Source organism: Sphingobacterium sp. JB170, assembly GCF_900163865.1.
Taxonomy (GTDB): domain Bacteria; phylum Bacteroidota; class Bacteroidia; order Sphingobacteriales; family Sphingobacteriaceae; genus Sphingobacterium.
In genome coordinates, this window is the sequence record NZ_FUKU01000013.1 from 211,818 (window position 1) to 235,323 (window position 23,506).

At 45.4% G+C, this 23,506-nt stretch carries 20 protein-coding genes; 8 read left to right on the forward strand and 12 right to left on the reverse strand.

Going from position 1 to position 23,506, the window contains the following annotated elements:
• From FM107_RS02245 to FM107_RS02260, 4 genes are all read left to right on the forward strand, one after another.
• Nucleotides 1-1,182: a 3-dehydroquinate synthase gene (locus FM107_RS02245; protein WP_086946885.1), complete on the forward strand. Its 1,182-nt coding sequence runs from the start codon at nucleotides 1-3 to the stop codon at nucleotides 1,180-1,182.
• Complete coding sequence (gene eboE, locus FM107_RS02250; RefSeq protein WP_086946886.1) at nucleotides 1,169-2,389, forward strand: metabolite traffic protein EboE; 1,221 nt, start codon at nucleotides 1,169-1,171, stop codon at nucleotides 2,387-2,389. The genes FM107_RS02245 and eboE overlap by 14 nt, the downstream gene beginning before the upstream one ends.
• Nucleotides 2,386-3,768: an alkaline phosphatase family protein gene (locus tag FM107_RS02255; protein ID WP_086946887.1), complete on the forward strand. Its 1,383-nt coding sequence runs from the start codon at nucleotides 2,386-2,388 to the stop codon at nucleotides 3,766-3,768. Before eboE ends, FM107_RS02255 begins: the two co-directional genes overlap by 4 nt.
• Before the next feature lie 267 nt (nucleotides 3,769-4,035).
• Nucleotides 4,036-5,088, forward strand: a complete 1,053-nt coding sequence (locus tag FM107_RS02260) for an L-dopachrome tautomerase-related protein (protein WP_218778904.1) — start codon at nucleotides 4,036-4,038, stop codon at nucleotides 5,086-5,088.
• 194 nt (nucleotides 5,089-5,282) lie between these two features.
• On the opposite strand, the gene FM107_RS02265 is transcribed toward FM107_RS02260, so the two are convergent.
• Complete coding sequence (locus tag FM107_RS02265) at nucleotides 5,283-6,296, reverse strand: AraC family transcriptional regulator (RefSeq protein WP_086946889.1); 1,014 nt, start codon at nucleotides 6,294-6,296, stop codon at nucleotides 5,283-5,285.
• 147 nt (nucleotides 6,297-6,443) lie between these two features.
• On the opposite strand from FM107_RS02265, the gene FM107_RS02270 reads away from it, so the two are divergent.
• Together FM107_RS02270 and FM107_RS02275 are read left to right on the forward strand one after the other, a co-directional pair.
• Nucleotides 6,444-6,791 (forward strand): hypothetical protein, encoded by a 348-nt coding sequence (locus FM107_RS02270; protein WP_143559403.1) that lies wholly within the window; start codon nucleotides 6,444-6,446, stop codon nucleotides 6,789-6,791.
• 8 nt (nucleotides 6,792-6,799) lie between these two features.
• Nucleotides 6,800-7,192, forward strand: coding sequence for a nuclear transport factor 2 family protein (locus FM107_RS02275; protein WP_179204381.1), 393 nt, complete (start codon nucleotides 6,800-6,802; stop codon nucleotides 7,190-7,192).
• Between the two features lie 235 nt (nucleotides 7,193-7,427).
• Here FM107_RS02275 and fabD read toward each other — a convergent pair whose 3' ends face one another.
• The 4 genes from fabD to FM107_RS02295 all read right to left on the reverse strand — a co-directional run bounded on the left by fabD (nucleotide 7,428) and on the right by FM107_RS02295 (nucleotide 13,492).
• On the reverse strand, nucleotides 7,428-8,318 hold the full coding sequence (fabD, locus tag FM107_RS02280; RefSeq protein WP_086946892.1) for an ACP S-malonyltransferase: 891 nt from the start codon (nucleotides 8,316-8,318) through the stop codon (nucleotides 7,428-7,430).
• Nucleotides 8,319-8,393: 75 nt separating this feature from the next.
• Entirely contained in the window at nucleotides 8,394-9,629 is a 1,236-nt protein-coding gene (locus tag FM107_RS02285; RefSeq protein WP_086946893.1) for a pitrilysin family protein, read from the reverse strand.
• Nucleotides 9,630-9,866: 237 nt separating this feature from the next.
• Nucleotides 9,867-12,677, reverse strand: a complete 2,811-nt coding sequence (locus tag FM107_RS02290) for a TonB-dependent receptor (RefSeq protein WP_086946894.1) — start codon at nucleotides 12,675-12,677, stop codon at nucleotides 9,867-9,869.
• Between the two features lie 20 nt (nucleotides 12,678-12,697).
• Nucleotides 12,698-13,492: a hypothetical protein gene (locus FM107_RS02295; RefSeq protein ID WP_086946895.1), complete on the reverse strand. Its 795-nt coding sequence runs from the start codon at nucleotides 13,490-13,492 to the stop codon at nucleotides 12,698-12,700.
• A 123-nt stretch (nucleotides 13,493-13,615) separates the two neighbouring features.
• On the opposite strand from FM107_RS02295, the gene FM107_RS02300 reads away from it, so the two are divergent.
• Together FM107_RS02300 and FM107_RS02305 are read left to right on the forward strand one after the other, a co-directional pair.
• On the forward strand, nucleotides 13,616-14,212 hold the full coding sequence (locus tag FM107_RS02300; protein ID WP_086946896.1) for a ribonuclease HII: 597 nt from the start codon (nucleotides 13,616-13,618) through the stop codon (nucleotides 14,210-14,212).
• A 172-nt stretch (nucleotides 14,213-14,384) separates the two neighbouring features.
• Nucleotides 14,385-16,868, forward strand: a complete 2,484-nt coding sequence (locus FM107_RS02305; RefSeq protein ID WP_086946897.1) for a YfhO family protein — start codon at nucleotides 14,385-14,387, stop codon at nucleotides 16,866-16,868.
• A gap of 93 nt (nucleotides 16,869-16,961) precedes the next feature.
• Here FM107_RS02305 and FM107_RS02310 read toward each other — a convergent pair whose 3' ends face one another.
• The 7 genes from FM107_RS02310 to FM107_RS19865 all read right to left on the reverse strand — a co-directional run bounded on the left by FM107_RS02310 (nucleotide 16,962) and on the right by FM107_RS19865 (nucleotide 23,474).
• Nucleotides 16,962-17,648: a TrkA family potassium uptake protein gene (locus FM107_RS02310; RefSeq protein ID WP_086946898.1), complete on the reverse strand. Its 687-nt coding sequence runs from the start codon at nucleotides 17,646-17,648 to the stop codon at nucleotides 16,962-16,964.
• 2 nt (nucleotides 17,649-17,650) lie between these two features.
• Entirely contained in the window at nucleotides 17,651-19,429 is a 1,779-nt protein-coding gene (locus FM107_RS02315) for a TrkH family potassium uptake protein (RefSeq protein ID WP_256959291.1), read from the reverse strand.
• Nucleotides 19,430-19,486: 57 nt separating this feature from the next.
• Nucleotides 19,487-21,268, reverse strand: coding sequence for a hypothetical protein (locus FM107_RS02320; RefSeq protein ID WP_086946899.1), 1,782 nt, complete (start codon nucleotides 21,266-21,268; stop codon nucleotides 19,487-19,489).
• Between the two features lie 231 nt (nucleotides 21,269-21,499).
• Complete coding sequence (locus FM107_RS02325; RefSeq protein ID WP_086946900.1) at nucleotides 21,500-22,084, reverse strand: acyl-CoA thioesterase; 585 nt, start codon at nucleotides 22,082-22,084, stop codon at nucleotides 21,500-21,502.
• A gap of 13 nt (nucleotides 22,085-22,097) precedes the next feature.
• Entirely contained in the window at nucleotides 22,098-22,628 is a 531-nt protein-coding gene (locus FM107_RS02330) for a YceI family protein (RefSeq protein WP_086946901.1), read from the reverse strand.
• A gap of 386 nt (nucleotides 22,629-23,014) precedes the next feature.
• Nucleotides 23,015-23,149: a hypothetical protein gene (locus tag FM107_RS19860; protein ID WP_256959292.1), complete on the reverse strand. Its 135-nt coding sequence runs from the start codon at nucleotides 23,147-23,149 to the stop codon at nucleotides 23,015-23,017.
• 190 nt (nucleotides 23,150-23,339) lie between these two features.
• Entirely contained in the window at nucleotides 23,340-23,474 is a 135-nt protein-coding gene (locus FM107_RS19865; protein WP_256959293.1) for a hypothetical protein, read from the reverse strand.
• Between the last annotated feature and the right edge of the window lie 32 nt (nucleotides 23,475-23,506).

The window sequence follows — 23,506 nt, forward strand, 5'->3', positions numbered from 1 at the left end:
ATGGAGCGTACATTAGAACAAAACTTCCGTATTGACTATCAATACAATATATACTTCACCGACGGACTATTCACTTTAGGAAACGATACCTTTCGAGAATTCTTATCCGCGCACAGCACCCCCATGTTCAAGCAAAAGATACTTTTTGTACTTGACGATGGGATGCTGAACAAACACCCCAAGCTGTTTGATCAGATACGTAACTACTTCAAAGATATTGAAAATGTCACGCTGACCAGTGAGCCGCTTGTGTTACCGGGCGGGGAACGCTGTAAGAATGATCCTAAAAGCCTCGAGCAGATCATTGGCGCCGTCGATCAATATGGTGTCGATCGCCACTCCTATATCGTTGCAATAGGCGGAGGAGCACTGCTGGACCTAACGGGGTTCGCTGCGGCGGTTGCCCACCGTGGGATAAAACACATCCGCATTCCTACAACCGTACTCTCGCAGAACGACTCCGGAGTAGGCGTAAAAAACGGGGTAAACTACACCGGAAAAAAGAATTTCCTAGGCACCTTCGCCCCGCCAGTAGCCGTGTTCAACGACGCTGCATTCCTGCAGACGCTCGACGATCGTTCATGGCTCGCCGGGATTTCCGAGGCCGTGAAAGTGGCCTTAATAAAAGATCTCCCATTTTTTCATTGGATACAAGCGCATGCGGAAGACCTACGGACGAAGTCCTCGCAAAAAATGGGGGAGCTGATATACCGCTGCGCAGAGCTCCATCTCGCACACATCCGTAATGGAGACCCTTTCGAGCTAGGCTCCTCGCGTCCGCTAGATTTTGGGCACTGGAGCGCCCATAAACTCGAACAGATGACAAACTTTGAGCTTTTGCACGGCGAGGCAGTTTCCATCGGTCTAGCGATCGACGTGCTATACTCGTTGTACATAGGGAACATCGCTGAGCATGAAGCCCGCACGGTTATCGACCTATTCATGCAACTGGGCCTTCCGATATACCACCCGGTGCTCGATAACGAAGATACGCGCGACATCTTACTGGCCGGACTACTTGATTTCCAAGAACACCTCGGCGGGAAGTTAACCGTCGTGTTGCTGAGCGCACTGGGAACGGGTAAAGACTATCACCAGATGGATCACGCCTTAATACGTCAAGCAATCGATTTTTTAAAAACATATTCAAAAAAGGAAGGAGTAAGCCATGCAGCTCGCTAATTCCCATATATCGTACTGCAGCAACATTCATCCCGGAGAAGGGTGGCATGAACACTTCCGTGAACTCAAAACCAACGTCCCGCTTGTCAAAGCGAGCGTCTCGCCTGTGCAGCCCTTTGGACTCGGCCTGCGGCTGTCCGCAAAAGCAGCCCAGGAACTCTCGCTAGCACCAGCGTTGCAGGAGTTTAAGCAGTGGCTAACCGAGAACGATCTATACGTGTTTACCATGAATGGATTTCCCTATGGTGACTTCCATCTCAAACGTGTTAAAGACAAGGTACACGCCCCAGACTGGACTACAAAAGAACGCCTGCAGTACACCAAGAAGCTCTTTGATATACTCGCACAACTGCTGCCCCAGGGCCAGGAGGGTGGCGTATCCACCTCACCACTTTCCTACCGCTTTTGGGACAACCAAGCGGGTGAGCAATACCTCGAAAAAAGAACCCAATGTACCGAGCACATCTTACAGATTGCCGACCATCTGTATCAAAAACAACGGGACGACTCGGTATATATGCATCTGGACATCGAGCCAGAGCCAGATGGAATGATTGAAGATTCCGCTGAATTTATCAGCTGGTACCGCGATGAACTGCTACCATTAGGTTTGCGCTACTTCCAGGAGCGCTACGCCATGACCACCACGCAGATTACCGAGCTCATCCAGCGGCATATATGCATATGCTACGACATCTGTCACTTCGCCCTGGAATACGAAGATCACGCTCTTTGCATGGACCAGCTTGCATCCGCAGGCATCAAAATCGGTAAATTTCAGGTCAGCTCCGCGCTTAAAGTCCGACTAGCAAGCGACCCGCAACTGCGCAAAGAACAAAAGGATAAATTGCACGAGTTTGATGAACCCATCTACCTGCACCAGGTAATTGCTAAAGATGCCACAGGCACCCTAGTAAAATATAGAGATCTTCCCGAAGCGCTAGCCGATAATGACTCGGAATCACACCAAGAGTGGCGTAGCCACTTTCATGTGCCCATCTTTCTAGAAAGCTACGGCGCACTTAGCTCCACCCAAGAGGACATCATCGAAGTGATGAAGCTAGACCAGCAGCGCTCTCGAACAAAACATTTCGAGGTAGAAACCTATACCTGGGGCGTACTACCCCAAAGCCTTCAAATCCCGATTCATGAGTCCATCGCAAGGGAGCTCAACTGGCTAGTGGGCATCTTAAATTCCAAAGTATGAAAAGAACAGCAGTAATTGACATCGTGGGGCTATCCTCATCAGTCATCGGTACCCACACGCCCAACATACAAAAGTTTATCGATAAGCATAAACTGTACAAGATAAAGCCCGTACTTCCGGCGCTGACCACAAGCACGCAGACCACCTACCTCACCGGGCTATACCCCAAAGATCATGGTATCGTGGGTAACGGCTGGTATGATCATGTCGATGCGGAGATAAAATTCTGGAAACAATCTAACAACCTGGTGCAAGGCGAGAGCATCTGGCAAACGGCAAAAAGGATGAACTCCGATTTCACCTGCGCGCAGATGTTTTGGTGGTATAATATGTATAATCAAGCCGACTATTCCGCAACACCGCGACCAAATTACCTCGCCGATGGCCGTAAAATCCCGGACTGCTATGCTCACCCCGCATCACTGCGCGATGAGCTCACCCAAGCGTTCGGGCCCTTCCCGCTGTTTAATTTCTGGGGACCAACGGCGAACATCAAATCTTCCAGATGGATTGCCGATGCAGCAATGTTTGTAGAAAAGAAACACCACCCCACGCTGAACCTTATCTACCTACCGCACCTAGACTACTGCCTACAAAAGTATGGCCCCAATAGCAAGCACACGCACACTGAGCTTCGGGTGATCGACGATTTGGTAGGTGAGCTCATCAATTTCTTTTCCACAAGGAACGTAGAGGTCGTACTTCTTTCCGAATACGGAATTGCCCCAGTGAATAAACCCATTCATATCAACAGGATACTACGAAAACAAGGACTCCTAGAGCTACGCATCGAAAGGGGCAGAGAGCTTCTTGATGCAGCAGCGTGCCAAGCGTTTGCCGTAGCGGATCATCAAATAGCCCATGTGCATGTAAAAGACGAACAGGTAAAATTGCAAGTTAAGCAGCTCCTAGCTGAAACGCCAGGCATCGCCAAAGTACTCGATAAGGACGAGATGGCGGCCTATCACATCAACCATGAGCGCGCCGGCGACCTCGTTCTTCTTGCCGAGCGGGAAGCGTGGTTTACCTATTACTTCTGGGAGAACGACGCTGTAGCGCCCGATTACGCGCGCATGGTCGATATCCACAAGAAACCTGGGTACGACCCCGTTGAGATGTTCATGAGTTCCAAATCAAGAGCGATGTACAAGCTTTTTCTAAAGAAAATTGGTATCCGTGCAAACCTAGATATTACCCCCCTTGATGCACATCTAGTGAAGGGATCTCACGGTATAACCGATGTAGCCCCGGAATATTTTCCCATATTTATTGGCGACATCCAGCAGCAGGACGAGCTCATCAATCCGATCGACATTAAGCAACTGCTACTCGACAAGATCTTCCTGTCCAGCCAGGCGACCGAACAGGCTCGAGCATGACCGATGAGCGCTAGCCGGCTCATTACTCTGTATCAGAAGCTAGCTAGCGCTTATTTAATTCTTTTACCGTTCACGCCCCCTGGTCGCTGCCACAGATTTACCCCTCTTTTTTATCTTTAAGAAAACATCTTCAAAATTTTAAGCTTTATTAATCAGAAGGGCGCCCGGAAACCGCCCCCTTAAATTCGAGAATACAGAAATCCTTGCATGATGCACGACGTAAAAAAGAACAAATTGATACTAACCCTACTGCTAACCGCAATAAGTATGAGCACATTTGCCCAACAATACCACAGCGAAAAATTAATCGTTGCTGCATCAGTAGGGGAATACCGCCCAATAGGTGTCAGCGTAAATTCCGCGAACAGACTATTTGTCTCCTTCCCCAGACAAGGCGAAAACTACGAGTTTGGGTTAACAGAAATAGTAGATGGCAAGCGCGTACCCTACCCCAATGCCGAGTGGAATAAGCAAGGAGATCCAAAAGATCACTTTGTGAATGTTCAGGACCTATTTGTTGATGCGCAAGATTATCTATGGGTTCTCGATGCAAAGCCATCCTCCTCGGGATCGATTTTTGGCTCCTCAGCCAAAACATCGAACGGGCAATTCAAATTACTTAAGATAAATACAAAAACAAATTCGCTAGAGCGGATTTACACCTTTGATGATGTTAATAAGTCCCTCGCCGGATTAAACGATATCCGCGTGGATCTACAAAAAAACCTTGCTTACCTCTCCGACCCTGGACTGGCAGCGATTATTGTGCTCGATCTGAAAACGGGAAATACGCGTCGAGTTTTGGAGAAAACCTCCTCCACGCTTGCCGACCCTTCGGTGGAGCTCAGCTACAAAGGAAGACCCATGCGCGATAAGAGCGGTAATCCATTTGTTTCAAACGTGAATGGTATCGCCCTGACGCACGACTTCAAATACCTCTATTTTAAACCGATCAACAATACTAATTTGTTCCGCATTCAGACGCAGTACCTTGCCGACACCACCTTAAGTGCACAAGAATTGCAAGAAAAAGTTGAAAACATAGCGTCGGTCGGAGTAACGCATGGATTAATCGCCGATAAACAAGGAAAGATATACCTCACAACCTCATTAGATTACGCTATAAAATACCTCACACCCGATGGGAAGTTGCATACGCTAGTTCAAGATTCGCGCCTGCTATGGCCAGATTCTTTCGGAATCGGTACCGACGGCTACCTTTACTTTTCATGCGCGCAGCTCGCTCAAGACCCACAGTGGAACAACGGTATCAATCGCACCGAACTACCTTACAACGTATTTAAAGTAAAACTCCCCTAGCTTGCATCCGACAAATAAGATAAAGAAAACATTACGTGCTATCTTAAAATCAAAACATTTCGCTTTCCAATTCGAATAGCATAGACAACATACATATAACTCTTAAACGGGAGTTGAACATTTGATGAAATGAAAAATCTAACTGGGACTAAACCGAGTACTTCCTAAAATCAGATTCGGTCTTAATTGAATAATTAAACAGCTTCAATACTATTTTTGTATTTATTAGGCGTTGTACCCGTCCATTTTTTGAAAGCTCGAACAAATCCGCTAGGTTCCGCGTAACCCAAAATATTAGAAATTTCTTTAATAGAAGATGAGCTGTTTGTGATGTAATGAATTGCCAATGATTTTCGAACTTCTTCAACGATTTGAATATAAGAGACACCCTCTTGTTTAAGTTGTCGTTGGAGTGTCCTTACACTGACGTTAAAATTCCCCGATACAGATTCTATCGAAAGCGAATATAGATAAGAGTTCGCAATTAAAAAGTTAAAAACCCTTGTAGAAAGGCTGCCATGCATAGATGTGGGGTTTTGCAATTTGTAGACCTTCTCAATTAACAACCTTTGAATTTCATAATTCGCGGTTATGATTTTGGTTTTCAAATGGTTCTTGTTGAACTCTAAAATGTAATTGTCACTTTTTTTTGTTGGGCAATTCAAAATAGTCTCGTACTCTTTCCTATGCTGCATTTTAAATGTTGGAAAACTGGCCCGTATAGGTTTAAGGTTTTCAAGTAGCAATCCTTTCAATTCGTAAAGTGTAAAAGCAATTAGAAAATCGCCCATTTGATGTTGTGCAGTAGGACTATGGCTAAATCCACTAATTTTTTCAAAAGTGATAGTAAACGTGCTCTCCTTTTCATCAACACGAATACCATAAAAATCGGTGAGCAAATGAACCATATTGCAAGCTAATTCTAGAGCTTCTTTTACATTATTACTCATCTGGATAACCTGCCCTACAACGCCCAGTGCCGCTAACTGCATCGTTGTTCCGAAATGAAACCCTGCTAAGTCATTTTTGGAAAGATGTACAATATTTTTCCAGATACTCTCAAACTGATGGTTGGAAATTTTAAAGGTGGAAGATGTACACAGTTCGTGATATGAAATGCCCGAAAGAGACGCCAACTTCGCTGAATCTAAGCCTCTTTCTTTACAAAATAGAAATAATGCTTGTAAAAATACTTGTCTATAATTCATAATATATATGTGCAAGCGTGCCTATCAAATTAGCATCCGCTGGCGTGAAATACCCATACAATGTCATGTAAAGATAACGATAAGCAGGCAGTTGGAAAATAACTTTGTTTAAACAAATAAAAGCTTATGTTACTAAAAAATGTTTTAATGATTAACGCGGTTAGCTCAGGAATTACTGGTGTTTTACTTGCACTCAAATCAGATATTGTCGCAACTCTATTTAAGACAAACAACGCAGTTCCCTTTGTTTGGGTAGGTGATTTTCTGATCCTTTTTTCCCTTTTTGTCTTTCTAACTGCAATTAAAAACCCGATTCATAAAGGTTGGGTAAAACTTATTATCGGTGTGGATATCTCTTGGGTATTGTCAAGTATTTTTATATCTGCATGGTTGTTTCCATCTATTAGCATGGTTGGCTCAATCACAATTCTCGCCGTTGCTGGTTGGGTCGGCTTGATGGCTTATTTACAAACTAAAACGCAACATCAAATCTAAAAATGAATATGATAAAAACAATAGTTAATGACTTTCTCAACTATATGCATAAAAGGGATTTGAAGAATCTTATAAATCTTTTTGCAGAAGAAGTCAATTGGGAAATACCAGGAAATACTCGAGACCTAAAATGGCTCGGTATAAGAAAGAACAAATCTGAAGTGGAATCATTTTTCGAGTTACTTTGGAAAGAAACCGAGCCGATCTCGGCTGAGATTCATAAGGTTTTGTTCGACAAAGATGAAGTAATCTTAAAGGGCGTATTCACGACTAAGATGTTGAGAACTGACAAAATTGTAACTTCTATCTTTTTTATCCATTTTAAAGTTTACAACGGTAAGATAATAGAATACATACTATTGGAGGACACTTATGCTGTTTCTAAGTCAATGGAGCTATAGGTAGTAATCCAACAGCGAGGAATATTTTTGCGTAATTTCCACCTAAATTTTCGGTGACATATCATGGTATTTGGTTATTTTTAACCAAATCCTCCATAGGTTCTTTCGATATTAACACCGGGGAGTTCCAGGGAAAGCCTCACTCGTTTAAACTTTCACTCCTGTAAATCAACTAGAAGCAATAGATCGAGTTCCCTATGGGAACTCGATCTATTGCTAACCGTTTACGTTTATTTTATTCGCCGATTTTTGCTGCCGATGTCGACACCTTGCGGTCAACTTTCTTGACTAATCCTTGCAGCACGTTACCCGGACCAACTTCCACAAAGGCCTCCGCACCGTCGGCAAGCATATTTTGCACGGTTTGCGTCCAGCGTACAGCGCCCGTTAGCTGCGCGATCAAGTTCGCCTTGATAGCAGCAGGGTCCGTATAAGCCTTAGCGTCTACGTTTTGATAGATAGGACATATCGGCGCCTTAATTTCTGTGGACTCGATAGCCGTTTGCAGCTCCACTTTCGCGGGCTCCATCAGCGGGGAGTGGAATGCCCCCCCCACGTTTAATTTCAAGGCTCTTTTGGCGCCTGCCTCAGTCAATAGAACACACGCTTTATCAACCCCTTCGATAGATCCGGAGATCACCAACTGTCCCGGACAATTGTAATTTGCCGGTACGACAACCTCTTCGACCTGCGCACAAATTTTCTCAACAGTTTCATCATCTAGCCCCAATATAGCCGCCATCGTGGAAGGCTGCGCCTGGCATGCTTTCTGCATCGCGTTAGCCCGTTGGGAAACGAGTTTCAGCCCGTCCTCAAAGGAAAGAGCTCCGGCAGAAACAAGCGCAGAAAACTCGCCTAAAGAGTGGCCCGCAACCATCGAGGGTTTAAAGTCCTCGCCCAAAGCACCGGCTAAAATGACCGAATGCAGGAAAATAGCTGGCTGGGTGACATTCGTTTGCTTCAAATCTTCCTCGGTGCCCGAGAACATGATATCAGTAATACGGAAGCCCAGAATATCATTTGCTTTTTCAAACAATGCTTTTGTCTGTTCATTCAAGTTATAAAGGTCTTGCCCCATTCCTACGAACTGAGCCCCTTGACCTGGAAATACATATGCTGTCTTCATAAAATATTTATTATCGGCCAAAAATATAATTTTTTTTGCCGGATTTATACATTCGGTAACGAATCGTCATAAAAACTACTCCTGATCCTCGGGAAGAAAACTCATGGAGCTCAGTTTGCCCTCATCAAAAACTTCGCGTGCCACATCGAGCAGATCACCGGTGCTTACCTGATCAATTTTGTTGAATACCTCGGCTAAAGAAATCACTCTGTCGTAGTCCATCACATTTTTAGCCGCCGCGATAATCATACTCATCCTACTCTCTTCGGCAAGCGCTATCTGTCCCTTAAACTTATGTTTTGCTTTCTTGAGTTGGCCTTCGCTAACGCCTTTCACCTTGAGCCTGTCAAGCTCTTTAAATACAAGCTTCTTAGCCCGTTCCACCTTTTCCGGATCAGTACCCAAATATACAGTAAACAGCCCCGTGTCGCCAAACAGGGAGTAGTTAGACTCGATCGTATATGCAATACCGTATTTCTCACGGATGGATAGGTTTAAAATTGAGCTCATCCCGAAGCCACCAAGCATATTGTTTAAGAGCAACAAGCCGGTTTTACGCTCATCGTGTATACCATAAGCGGGCCCGCCGAGCATGTAATGCACCTGGTTAATGGGTTTGTCAACCTGCACGTGTTGCGGGATGACGGGTAATGTTGCTCCGCGTGAGCGCACAGGTGTGTTGCTTACCACGGGTCCAAAATATCGCCTTAACATTCTTTCCACCGCCCCAAGTTCGTAGTCTCCGGTTATACCGATGACAATTTCCCCCGTATTATAATTATCGCGCATAAACTCACGCAGATCGCTCTCTTGGAAGCCTTTCAAGTCTTCTTCGAGTCCCAAGATGTTGTGTCCTAAGCCCGATCCTTTATAGATCAAGTCTTCGTAATCATCAATAATAGATTCCTCCGGACTATCTAAGTAAGAAGCCATCTCATCGGCAATAACCCCTTTTTCTTTCTCCATTTCTTCTTGCGGAAAAGTAGAATGGAAAATGATATCCTCGAACAGATCCACCGCTCGCGAGAGGTGTGGCTTTAGAATCGAGGCGTGAATACAGGTATACTCTTTGGTCGTATAGGCATTCAAATCTCCCCCTACAGACTCCAGATAGTTAAGGATCTGCTGCATCGAGCGGCGCTCGGTTTGCTTAAAAAGAAGATGCTCAATAAAATGAGCAACGCCATATTTTCCCTCTTTTTCATCGCGCGAACCTGCATTGACAACAAGACAGGTATGCGTTATGGGTGAGGACTGTCGGTGAAATACCGCGCGGATACCGTTATCCAAGCGAATAATTTCATATTCCATATATATTCGTTCTCAAAAATTACTCTTAAATATACCACGCGGCAAGTAAATAAAGCCGCCGGTAACTAACTGATACTATCTCAATTCGGGAATTTTTTCACCCCGTCTACAGCGGTGAAAAATCCAAAAGACAAAGTTACGCAATTAAAAAGGAACAGCTGCAGTTCTTTTGGTCGAACTACAACTGCACACTATCAACTGCAACTATAAACTAAATCGTGAAAGTCCTTATCGATATTACCTTCGCGGTCTGCGCATTCCGCCTGGAAACCGGCCTTCGTTTGAGGGGGCCGCGCCCGAGAACTTCTGCAACTTAAAGGTGAACGTCAACATGAAGTATCGAGCCAATCTATTCGTCTGCGTATCCGTGATGTAGTAGTCGGATACCGTGCGCGAGATATTGGTTTGCTCATTAAGCAAATCATACCCTTGAAGACGAAGCGTGCCGCGCTGGTCTTTTAAGAACCGCTGCTCAATATAACTGTTAATAATAAATGGGTTAGCATTCAAACTTCCGTACCCGCTATTGAATGTTTTTGCCACGTCAACACCAACGATAGTTGACGGCGTGATATTCACTGAAGCGATAATATTCGGTGCCCAAGACTGTACCGAGCGGTCGGAATTTCCAGAGAATGTATTGGTTGTATGATTATACGAATAACGCACTCCCGGATTGATCTCCAAGTTCTCGGAAGGGTTATAGCGAAACATCAATCCCTGCATAAATACCCAGTTGTTGGCAATATTCTTATCACCAGTAACGGCATCCTTGTCGTTGGAAACGTACGAGAGGTTCTTATTGTAAGTGATGCCCCCCATAAAGTTAATGCTGTAAGTTTTATTTTTAATCGATTTCCCGAAATGATAGAATCCATTCGCTCCGTAAGTGCTCTCATCGGCATTTAAATAACGAATTTCTTGAAAAGATCCAACCGTAGGGTCTGCATACATTTTATTGAATCCTACAATCCTATCGGTCGTCAAGTTCGCATTAGCCATTGCAAAGAATACATTCCCCTTTTGAAAATCTCCAGAGCGGTATCGAATTCGTAAGCGGTGTTCAAAAGCTGGGGCAAGATCCGGGTTACCAATCGTCGTATTAGTGCGGTTGGTACTAACCTCGAAAGGTAAGATCTGCGTAACCGTAGGCTCAGTGGCCTCGCCCGAATAATTGATACTAATGTTCTTTTGGCGCGAAAACTTATACTCAAATCGCGCAATAGGGACAAAATTAAACGACTTACGATCAATCTCCCCCGATTCAGAGGCGCTCAGCGCATTACCGCTTAGCACCGAAGGTTGCACCGCACCCCCAATAGCATACGTGATCTTATCGTTACTAAACCGGTAGCTCGCGCCAATACGGTGGGTCGTAAAACTATAGTCGTAGTTATAATCAAAATTAAGCATCGGATCATCAATAACAGACCCCAGCCGGTCGAAACCTTGTTGTTTATTCTTGTTGTCGTAATCGTTGACATTTAGGTCATAGTTAAACTCTAAACGACCAAATTCACTAAGAGGTTCAGTGTAATTCACACTACCTCCAGCATTCCAACTCTTGTTGTTCACCTGCTGCATGGTAAGCTCATAAATGGAATCTAATGAGGCATTAGGGTCCGTTTGATCGGCCACAATATTATCAAGGGTCCGGTCAAACTCATTTTCTGTCACTGCGTTATCGTAGTTAAAATTGAAAAATATGTTACGACCTTCATCGTTAAGCTTTCTATTATAAAGCCCGCTGATACTGTAGCGCGGAGCGTCGGTAATTGTATTGGTCTGTTGGTATTGGGTATTGTTTAACGCACCATCAAATTCGATCCTTTTGTCGAGCGCGGTTTGCCCTGTATTGTTATCAAACCCGAACTGCGGGGTTAACTTCAAATAATCCTTGTCAGTGATATTCCACTCTAAATTACCCTCAAAACGGTGACTGGCCTGTATCGCATTGGCATTGGTTTCAGCCGTCTCGGTCTGCGATAGGCCAAGGTTTTCCGTCATGGTGCTAGAAAGGGTCGTATTATCATCGCGCCCGTAAGAATAACTACCATAGACCTTAAGCTTGTCGCTGAAGTCATGACGGAAATTAACGCCAATAGACCCCGTCTCGGTAAGTCCCTCCTCGCCACCAAATCCACCGCCACCACGGCGACCGCCGCCGCCGCCGCGCCGCCGAGAACCACCGCCTACAGCGCTGAAGTCAAATAACCGGGCGTTCATATTGTTCAAGTTTCCAAGCACCGATATCTGCGTCTTATCGGTCATACCCATCCACATACCGGTCAGCTGATAGCGATCTTCGGTACCATAGCCTGCCCGTAGCGTAGCCATATACCCCTTGTTATATTCTGGGTCAATCTGGATATTCAGTACTTTTTCCGAATCGCCCGTTTTATTTCCCGTCACATTGGCCATATCGCCATAATCGTCGACCACCTGAATTTTTTCAATAATATTTGCAGGAAGGTTTTGTGTTGCCGTTTTCACGTCGCCCCCAAAGAAATCCTTTCCATTGATCCGCACGCGTGTAACGGTTTCCCCGTGAGCAGTCACGTTCCCATCCTTATCCACTTCAACGCCTTGCAACTTTTTCAAAGCATCTTCCGCTACAGCGCCAGTTCTTAGCTTTAAATCCTTAGCTGAATACTCCACGGTGTCACCCTTCACCTGCACCGTAACAACGCCATCGACCACAACTTCCTCCAACATGTTCTCGATACCTTTAAGTTCAAAAGATGGAATGACCATTTTAGATTGCCCCTGCTCAAAAGTAAAGGACCGCTCGAAAGGCTCAAAGCCCAAGCTGCTTATCTTGATGGTGAAGGCTTCCGCCCTTACGCCCGTGAAGTTAAAGATCCCCGCCTGCGAGGCACTGGTGCCCAACGAATCTTGGTTACTAATTAGCGTAACCGAAGCGCCGGCGATCACTCTAGATTCCGAGTCGCGCAACATCCCCTGCACCGATTTGCCCGACTGCGCCCAGGCGCCCGAAAAAGCCATCAATAATGCAGCACCATACATCCATGTAAAAATATGTTTCATCTTTCTATTTGTATTCTTTTTTATAACTCGACAGCCAGCAGCACCTTACTTACCGGCTCGCGCTTGGCCTTGCCTGCTTTAACTCTTGTCCGCAAGACATTAACCGTGCTAGAAGCCTTCGCGCCGCGCCGCTTGGAAAGGGCCGATCGGTCTGCATGAATTTCCACTTTCATCCGCAGTGACTGCTTGTTGAAATCCCAGCGCTCTTTTGCCAACACAACTTCAAAGGCGATAGCCAGGCTATCTACAATCATTCCTTTAGCTATAAGGCCGTAGCTATTCTTCGCCGCCAGCAACCCTTCGGGCACGCCCGAAAAGCCAAAGACCTGGTATCCACGCGAGCGCTCCATAAGCGCTCGCTTGAGCGCCAAGGGATCATCACGGTCGCGCTCTTCGTTCATCAAAGCCCGCCGCACCTCATCATCGGCATACGGAAACCAAAAAAGGGCGTCCTTCTTTCTTTTTTCGTTAGCATCCAGCTCAATCGAAATACCTTCAAGCATCGCTCTACTTTGCAATAAGTTATCTTGGATTAATAGCGCTAGGTATATATTGTTCTCATCCTGAGCAATACCGTAGGAAAAATCATCGTCGTCTGAAACAGGCTGCAGTTCGCCACTCCACTCCGAGAGGTCACCATCGATCACCAGTTCGTCCATAGCTTGGGCATGCACGAACACTCTTTTTTGAGCCCAGCCCGAGAACGCTAGAAAAACAAACAACACAGCGAGGAGCACTCGAAGCCTCGCGCCAGCTTTCTTGTCGCTATAACCGGCCTGAAATGGTATTTCTGTAATCACAAAACAAAACAACATAGAAGAAATGTAAATTAGTGTAAACGGCCATTCGTAACAAATAAGTTACGTTCTGTGCCTGTGCTCTTCATTTGCCTTGACGCACAGAGCAAGAAGGTTCAATAATTTTTGTACTTTCGTTCCATGCTACTTTCGTATTACCAACAAGAATGTATCGAAGCTGGCTGCGATGAGGCGGGCAGAGGCTGCCTGGCAGGCCCCGTATTTGCCGCTGCAGTGATCTTCCCGCCCGAGTACAGTAACCCACTACTCAACGACTCCAAGCAGCTTTCCTTGAAAAAGCGACTATCCCTGCGGAGTGTGATCGAGCAGGAAGCGCTAGCCTACGCCGTAGCAAGCGTTTCGGCGCAAGAGATCGACAATATAAATATCCTTAATGCTTCTTACCTAGCCATGCACCGCGCCTTAGACGCTTTACATACCCCGGCTGAATTTATTTTGGTGGACGGAAATCGTTTTAAAGCATACCGCGAAGTTCCCCACGAATGTATCGTAAAAGGAGATGGCAAATACCTGTCTATTGCCGCCGCATCCATATTGGCCAAAACATACCGCGATGAATATATGGATAATCTAGCGCCCAATTACCCCCATTATGAATGGACCTCCAACAAAGGATACCCGACAATAAAGCACCGCAGCGCCGTTTTAACGCATGGTTTAAGCCCCCATCACCGCAAAACATTCCGCGTGAGCGATCCGCAGCTGAAGCTATTTTAAGCCCCGGTGGTTAATAGGTCATTAATAGTGAAAAAATCAAATCATTTGTATATTTTTGGCTCTGCAAGGCTTGAAATCATCGTTTGATTTTTGGAAATCACCAAGAAGACTGCTCCAGGGCATCCACACGGTGTGCTCCGCACAGCCCATAACAGCAAAATATTATCGTAATATGAAACAGTGGTTTAAGGACAACTCGACGCATTTAACTATTATCGCCATCTTCATTGTGCTGGTGTTTTTCTATTTCACACCCATTTTCGGTGGAAAGATGCTCGCCCAGCATGATGTCGTGCAGGCCGAAGGTAGTCAAAAAGAACTCTTCGACTACAAAGCGATCGACGGACACGCGCCCTTATGGACCAACTCCATGTTTGGAGGGATGCCGACCTATCAAATCTGGTATGAGCACGCCTACAACATTGCCTCCTACCTAGGAAGGACGATCCGCCTCGTATTTCCTGTACCTACAGACGTTGTCCTGATGTACCTCCTGGGCGGTTATTTCCTGTTTTCTGTGTTACGCATCCGGCCCTGGCTTGCCGCACTTGGCGCCATCGCCGTGGCCTTCACATCCTATAACTTTATTTATATCGAAGCGGGGCATCTGAACAAAGCCTATGCGATCGCCTATATGGCGCCGATTGTCGGCTCGATTATCATGTCTTACCGCGGTAACAAGCTCTGGGGACACGCATTACTTGCCCTTTTTCTTGCCTTAGAAATACGGACCAACCACATACAGATAACCTACTACCTATTTATCGCTCTTTTAGTCTATTTAGGTGTTGAGCTCTACCACGCTATTCGCGAGAAAAAGCTCAAAGGTTTCTTACAAACGTCGGCCCTGCTCGCCGGATCGGCACTCCTGGCGGTGCTGGTGAATGCATCGGTACTCTTCCCTACCTATGAGTTCAGCAAGCTCACCACGCGCGGAAAAGCAAACATCCAAAAAGTAGAAGACCCCAATCAGACCACGGGCCTGGACAAGGAGTACGCCTACCAGTGGAGCCAGGGTGTTAGCGAGAACATCACGTTTCTTATCCCTAATGCCTATGGAGGCAGTTCAAGAGGCAGTTTCGATGAAAATTCTCAGGTCGTCAAATTTTTAGTCAAAGTAGGCGCGCAAGAAGGGCAAGCCATACAAATCGCCCAGCAGGCGCTACCTTCCTATTGGGGAGAAAAATCATTCACAGCCGGCCCTTGGTATTTCGGCGCGGGAATCGTCTTCCTTTTCGTACTAGGCCTGTTTATCGTGCGCGGATCGATAAAATGGTGGATATTTGGCGCCACGCTACTCACTATATTTTTAGCCTTTGGCCGCCACTTCCCACTCATATCTGATTTATTTTTTGACTACTTTCCGATGTACAACAAGTTCCGGGCAGTGGAATCTATACTCGTCATACCGGCCTTGCTGATTCCTTTGCTGGCGATATTAGCCCTTAATGAGCTTATTACCCGGGCCAGCGAAATCAAAAATATCGATAAAACAGTGTTGTATACGTTCGCCGCTGTTGGTGGCTTCTGCTTACTCGTAGGCCTAATGCCTAGCCTTTTCCTTGATTTCAAAAACTCGACACACGAGCAGTTCGTGCAGACCATCGGCCAGCAGTTCGGTGACCGCCAAGTCGGCAATGAAGTGGCCAGTGCGCTCATCAAAGACCGTGCGGATATGGCCAGCAACGATGCATACCGCTCGTTTTTCATCGTGCTGCTTACATTTGGCATGGTATGGCTCCTCGTTAAAAAGAAAATCACCACCTCTGTTTGTCTCGGTATACTCGCGGTGATCATCATCGGCGACCTCTGGTCGGTCGATAAACGCTATTTAAATGACGACTCCTTCCTGGACGAGCGCGCGGCAAAAAGTCACGTCGCCGAACGGGAAGTCGACCAGCTCATACGCCTGGATAAAGACCCCAGCTACCGTGTTCTCGACTTAACGACAAATCCTTTTTCGGACGCACGCGCTTCATACTTCCACAAAAGCCTTGGCGGCTACCACGCTGCCAAACTGATGCGCTTTCAAGAAGTACTAGAGCACCAATTTAACGGCGCAATCAATGAAGATGTGCTCGATATGTTCAACGTACGCTACTTGATTACTGCGAACCAAAAAAATGGCGCGGAGCAAATTCAACGTCGAAGTACGGCAGCAGGTAACGCTTGGTTTGTGGAACGCGTTACATTTGTGAAAGACAACGCGCAGGAAATGCAAGCGATAAGCAGCTTCAACCCTACCAAGGAAGCCTTCGTACATGAAGAGTTTAGAAATAAATTAAACCCCGCCCGATTAGGGACACCAGGGAACGCCGATATTAAGCTGATATCCTATCATCCAGACTCGCTAAAATACGAGTCGACTTCCCCGAACGATGCGTTCGCCGTATTCTCCGAGGTCTTCTACGATAAGGGATGGAAAGCGTACATCGATGGCAGCGAGGTGCCAATCATCCGCGCCGATTATTTGCTTCGCGCATTACAAGTACCTGGTGGGAACCACACGATCGAATTTATATTCGCTCCAGCATCCGTACGCATATCCAATATCGTCTCGCTAGTTGCATCGATCGTATTGATTCTCGGTCTATTCGCCGTGCTATGGATTCACAGGCGAAACAAAAAGAAAGGTAAGGCTGCAGCGCACAAATAACCCGCCGCCGTCCCACGAATAATCAAAAAATCCGCTTTAAATGTTATTAAAGCGGATTTTTTTATTCGTCCTGTCTGGACTGATCCTGTGACGCTAATCACTTTTTTCGAGCATACGCTTAATATCCGACATCTCACCAAATAGTACCAACATATCCTCTTCCTTTAAGAGCGTCCCGCGCTTAGCGATGCCGGAGGCTTCTTTAGACTCGACATTTTTACCTTTAACCACCGTGGTGATATTCTGCACGGTAGTGAGCACAATAACTTTGAATTGATTCGTCAAATCCGCTTCCTCAAGCGTCATACCCACATAACGGGTAGGAACCTTAGTTTCAATAATGCTATAGCGGTCGGAAATCTTAAAAGAATCGATAATATCAATATTATCTAGTCGCAGGGCCAAACGCTCGGCCGTCTCCTCCTCAGGCATTATATACTCATCGATCTGCATGGCTTGCAGCACCGCTTTCTGCAGATCAGAGACAACGCGGCCAATAATACGCTTCACCTGAAGCTCTTTAATCAGCGCTGTACTCAACAGTGAAGCCCCTTCATCCTCTCCGATAGCGACAATCACCGCATCACTATCTTTGAGCGGCAGCGAGGTCATAGCCTCCCGATCGGTAGAATCCATGCATACCGTATGGGTAATCTTATCTTTAAGTTGTTCAACGAGGCTTAAATTCTTATCGACCGCAATAACTTCATGCCCAAGCTCTGTTAAATGAATAGCCAGCGAGCGTCCGAAATGGCCTAATCCTAATACTATATACTTCATATCTAAAACAAAATCTTCTCCGAGGGATAAATATAACTCTTGTTCTTGGTGTTCTTGATGAATGCAACCAGTAATGTCAGTGTGCCTACACGGCCGACAAACATTGTAAAGACAACGATAATCTTTCCTGCAGCAGAAAGCGACGGAGTCACTCCCAGGCTTAATCCGCACGTTGTATAGGCAGATATCGACTCAAAAAGAAGGATCTTCATCTGTTGATCGGGCTGCGCAAAGGTCAGCAGCACGAAACTCAACGCGATCACCAAAACCGATAGCAATATGATCGCAAAGGATTTATTGACCGATTCCGGAGCAATACGGCGACGGTATACCTCGATGGAATCCTTCCCACGTGCTAAAGCGACAATATTCATGAGCGCGACAGCAACCGTGGTCACCTTCACCCCGCCCCCAGTAGATCCGGGTGAGGAACCTACCCACATCAAAGTGACCAACATGATGAGTGTCGGCCCGCTAACAAACCCGACCGGCACACTGTTGAATCCCGCCGAGCGTGATGAGTTCGCCATAAAAAACGACGTCGCCCACTCCCCGGAAGCACTCGCATGCTCGGTCAAGGTATGCCCCTGTTCTAAAAAATAATACGATAGGGTCGCGCCAATCACCACGATCGCGTTACACGTGAGCACAAAGCGCGTGTTAAACGTTATTGCTCGCGGCTTATGAATAAACGGCTTACGCAGAATCCATTCTTGTATTACCTGTCGCGTTCTATTTTTTAAGAACGAATAAAAGTTAAACACCGTGCCGAAGCCTAAGCCTCCGAGTATAAAGATGCTCGCTAGGCAGATTTGAAAAGCATAATTGTGCTGATAGCCCTCGTGCGTAATACCACCATGCAGAATTGAAAAGCCCGAATTACAGAACGAGGAAATTGCATGGAAGGCCGAGAAGAAGACCCTTTCTGCATTGGAATCAAAAAGCTTTGCATCCAGCGAAAAGTAAATAAAGATACCGCCCAGAAGTTCGAAAAATAGAGTGATAAATATAATTGTCAGCAGCGTAGAGACGACCGAATTAAGTTTGTTCTCGCCCAAGATCTCCCCAAACATCAACTGGTTCTTATAGGAAAAGCCGCCCGAGAAGAAGTAGCCAAAAAAGCCGGTGAAGGTCATAATACCCAGCCCACCAATTTGTATCAATAGCATGATCACCGACTGACCGAATACCGAGAAATTTGTGGAAATATCGGTCACCGATAAGCCGGTAATGCATACCGCGCTGGTCGCCATAAATAGAGCATCGACAAAGCTCAGTGGTGCCTCCAGTGTCGTGCGCGGCAGCATCAGTAGCACCGTACCCAATAGAATCAAGGCGAGGAAACTGATGACAAATAAGATCGTTGGATTGAAATATAAATTATCAAAAAACAAACTGCTGCGCGAGAGCTCCGAGAGGAAAACTACCGCAATACCCAAATAAACCCACTCATTCTTCGCGAAATATTCCACCTGGTTGATATGGCAGAAGACAATGAGCAGGAAATACGCCGTAAGCAGCAGCCCCGAAATATGGGAACTATTGAGCTTGCGCCTGGCCAGGACCGCAGCAGTAGTACGTATCCCAACAAGCACGAATAGAAGGTAGAACGACCCCAACACCAACGACTCCGTGGTCTTGGCAACACCGCTGTCGGTAATATATCCAATATGTGTGATGGTCAGCAACGCACAGATCATGCTCATATAAAACATCACATGATCAACAAGCCTGTTCCTATATTTTAATAGGTATTTAAAAAAACGAACAATTCTTTCCATTCACAAACAAAACTAGGTTTTTTTTCCTTAACCGCGGAAATAGAAAGGATTAATCATTTAATCCGAGGGCTGTTTATCCTTCTTGAAAAGGCGATTAAAAAAACCTTTTGTTTTTTTAACCTTCCCCTTGGTTTGCTCGAGGGTCGATTGCACCTCCTCAGCAGAGCCCGTTAGACGAGCCTCACGCTCTTTGCTAATCCCTGCAGTCTGCTTGATTCCTTCGAGCAGGCTTTGCCACATATCTTTAAAAAAGGTGTGTGTGGGATCGCGTCGATGCTCGACCTTACCTACGTGGTAGACCGCATTGGCGTCGGGATTACTATCGTTAATTAGGATCTGGTTAATCAAGAATGAAATAACCCGCTTGGTAGTTTTTTCTTTACGATCCAGTATTTTTATCTTCAAGTCGTCGTAATCAAACCGAAAATCCCCGTTGCTGCGGTGGTCCGTAGCATACATATTGTAATTGATACTGCGTATATTCCCAGAGCCAATTTCTATATTTAGAAGCGGCGTCAGTACCCGGTTGAAGTGTGTCGCGCTCATCGAACCAACACTACCCGAATAGCGATAGCTTCCCGCTTTGCTCAGCATATCGAGCTCAAACTTAGCATGCATATTCCCGTGGTTCATAATCCGCGTGTTCATGTTAACATGCATTATTTTGTCTTTTTCCAGCCTTGTGGAATCGTTGGTAACATTGGCTAAATAACCCGAGGTACCCGCAAAGGATACCTCCCCAATTTTATGAAACTTACCACTCATCTCGGCGTATACCACGTCGAAATTTTCCACAAACACCGAGTCGAGTGCCAGCAGGCTTTTTAAGCGCATAAGCTTTTGATGCGGAGCCTGTCCGATCTGGTTCTTGGGGTTTTTCTTATAGCGTTTATCTCCAAAGATCTTTAGCCCTCCATTTTTTAGTTGCACTCTACTGGCTATCACCTGCTTAAAATCAAGAAGCTTTCGAAAGTCGAGCGTCTCCATCCGTAGGGTATCGGCAGAAAAATTAATCATCGCCCTGTTTTCACCCCTTTTCTTGAAGTATGCCTCACGCCCCATTTGCGGCTCGAAGGAAACCGCCGTAAGGAGCACATTTTGCTCCTGGGTGTTTACTTTCATCTCCTGAAAACTGGCTTGGTAGAAGCCGTCGGAAAATTTATAGGTGAAGCCCGGCACGATTACCTCGACCAGCTTGGTGTACAGAAACCTGGAAGTGTCCGACAGAGAGGTTTCATCGATAAGCACATCGTGCACTCGAATTTGTACATTGGCGAGTTCCAGATCACTTGAACGTTTTTTATCCAGGTTCATGTACTTGACCTTAAGATCTTCAAGCTGCAGGTCATCAACGTTCACCTTCTCAAACACACTGCGCACGTTTTCATAGAGGGAAGGTTGCTGTTTATCACGAATCGTATCGTTATAAGCGTGATATTTGCTTCGAAGCACTAGCTCCGGCTGTTCAAAAGTGATTGACTTGATGTTCAACACTTTGTTTTTAACCATATCGATGATTCCAAGGCGCTTAATCTTTAGCTCCTTAAACGTGATATCGTACACATTATCCGGCGCGGCACCCTGATCCTCCAACTGGGCGTAAACAATGGAATCCGATCGGAAAGTTACATTTTTGAGCGTTACATTGCCAAGGGCGACGTTAAAATCCAAATCTTCATAGGTCAACCGGTACAAGCTATCGGTGGATTTTTTCACCAACTCCTGCAACTTCTCCTCCACTACTGGCTTCCAGTTCCTGGAAAAATAGGCTGACAGGGCAAAACAAGCCACAATAAGCACTAATAAAAAGCCAATAATCCACTTCCACATTGGTTTCATAAAAAATCTTAAAAATGATTGTTAATAATTGTCTTCCCCGAACTATTTCGCAGGCCTCCCTAAGTTACAGAAAAAGATCATCCTGACAATAAACGATCATTAATAAAAATTGAAAATGTAGTCATAGTTTGACTCCGAGTAGAGTGCTATTAGCGACCAAGAAAAGTTGCCCCAACAAACCTCAAATTCCTATCGTACAACGAAGCATGGCCCCCCAGCGATAGATATCGATCAAATTATTGCACCGCGAATAGGCGTGTCCGGTGCAATCTCTATTTTACATCGCTCCTTTTCGAGCAGCTTCATGTATTCGTCTTTTTCATACTCTTGCTTCATATGCTCACTTTCCTTTTTGTAATAGGCGTTCAGTTCTTTGCGGTGCATCGCGGTGATAAACTTGAGCCCCTCGTCAGCCTCTTGCAAAATAAGTCCCGGCACTACTTGCGGTTTTCCTGTTTCCTCGTCCACGGCGACCATCGTAAAAAAACTTGCATTCGTCTGATTCACCGTTTTCTTTCGAATGTTTTCAGCACTTACTTTTATACCGATGACCATCGAACTTTTTCCAACATAATGTACTGTAGCTTCAAAACTAACAATTTCGCCAACTTCAACAGGCACCAAAAAGTCGACCTTATCAATGGATGCCGTTACGCAGTATGCTCCCGAGTGCTTGGCGGCGCAGGCGTAGGCGACTTTATCCATAATCGAAAGGATGGTACCTCCGTGAATTTTTCCGCCGAAATTAGAGTATGCGGGGATCATAAGTTCCGTCATAATCGTTCGTGAGGCAGACACTGTTTTATATTCTTCCATAATAACGCGTTAATTACACTTGTTTATTAATTAAAGTTACGTGCACACTTAATGATACCTCATTGCCGAGCACCATTCCCCCGCTTTCGATCAATGGTGTGTACGTTAAATTGAAGTCGTCTCTATTGATCACAAAATTGCTCTCAAAGGCAGCGCGCTCAATATTATTTACTTTATTTTTTCCTAAGAAAGTGACTGGAATCTCAATGGTCTTGGTGATATCCTTAATAGTAAGCTCGCCCTTTAGATGGAACTCTTTGGCTGTGCGCTTAAAGTCTTCGGATATAAACCGAATCTCTTGATAACGTTCGACATCAAAAAGCTCTGGTGAGACGAGATGGTTATCCCGGTATTTATCATTTGTGGTAACATCTTTTGGGTAAATTATACACTCTATTGACCCTTTCTTAACATCTGAGTCTTCGATAGTCGCATTTACCTGGAAACGCGGAAAGTGCCCCATCACCGTGGAGATAACCATATGTTTCACTTTAAAAACTATGCTCGAATGTTCCTCATCCAATAACCAATATTCTTTTTTCATCAATGTCTTCCTATTAAGTTCACTGCAAACTATACATTTAATATATAAGTTATTAATATTTCTGGGTAGGAATCGAAAAAATTACATTATCATGGTTCGAGCGCCGAACATGCTCGGCGCTCGAATTCCTAAGGGAGCGTACTCCTAGTAGCCGCAGGAAATTAGCGGTAAGCTGATCGCAACAATACTCTCCCCTTGTCATGGATATTTGGTCTTTGTCCGGATGCAAATAGTTAATTTATGTTAATACGGTTAACTAGATGTAACAACTCGGGCTTCCCTGCCGTTATAGTTGTAATTCATAATTTAGGTTAATAATTGGTTAGTTAGTAAAAATTCCGGAGCTCCCCGCTTCGGAATTTTTTTTTGCAGCTATGCGTTGAGCGTTACTTTTTCAACGTTAACGGCAATCGGTTCAGGTCTACGCTCATTTTTTCCTTAAAGTCCATTTCTACCTCCCTTTCCTGCTCACCCAGTGTACCCTTGCACCACAGCATATCTAACCAAACTTTATCGCCCATTTCTCGACAAATGTTCAACCGAAACTACCGCACATAGTTAATTTATGTTAATACGGTTGACCAGATGTAACAATTCGGGTTTCCCTGCCGTTATAGTTGTAATTCATAATTTAGGTTAATAATTGGTTAGTTAGTAAAAATTCCGGAGCTCCCCGCTTCGGAATTTTTTTTTGCAGTTATGCGTTGGCCGTTACTTTTTCAACGTTAACGGCAATCGGTTCAGGTCTACGCTCCTTTTTTCCTTAAAGTCCATTTCTACCTCCCTTTCCTGCTCACCCAATGTACCATTGTACCGCAGCATTTCTATCCGAACTTTATTGCCCATTTCTCGACAAATGTTCGTCCAGAAATCACTGC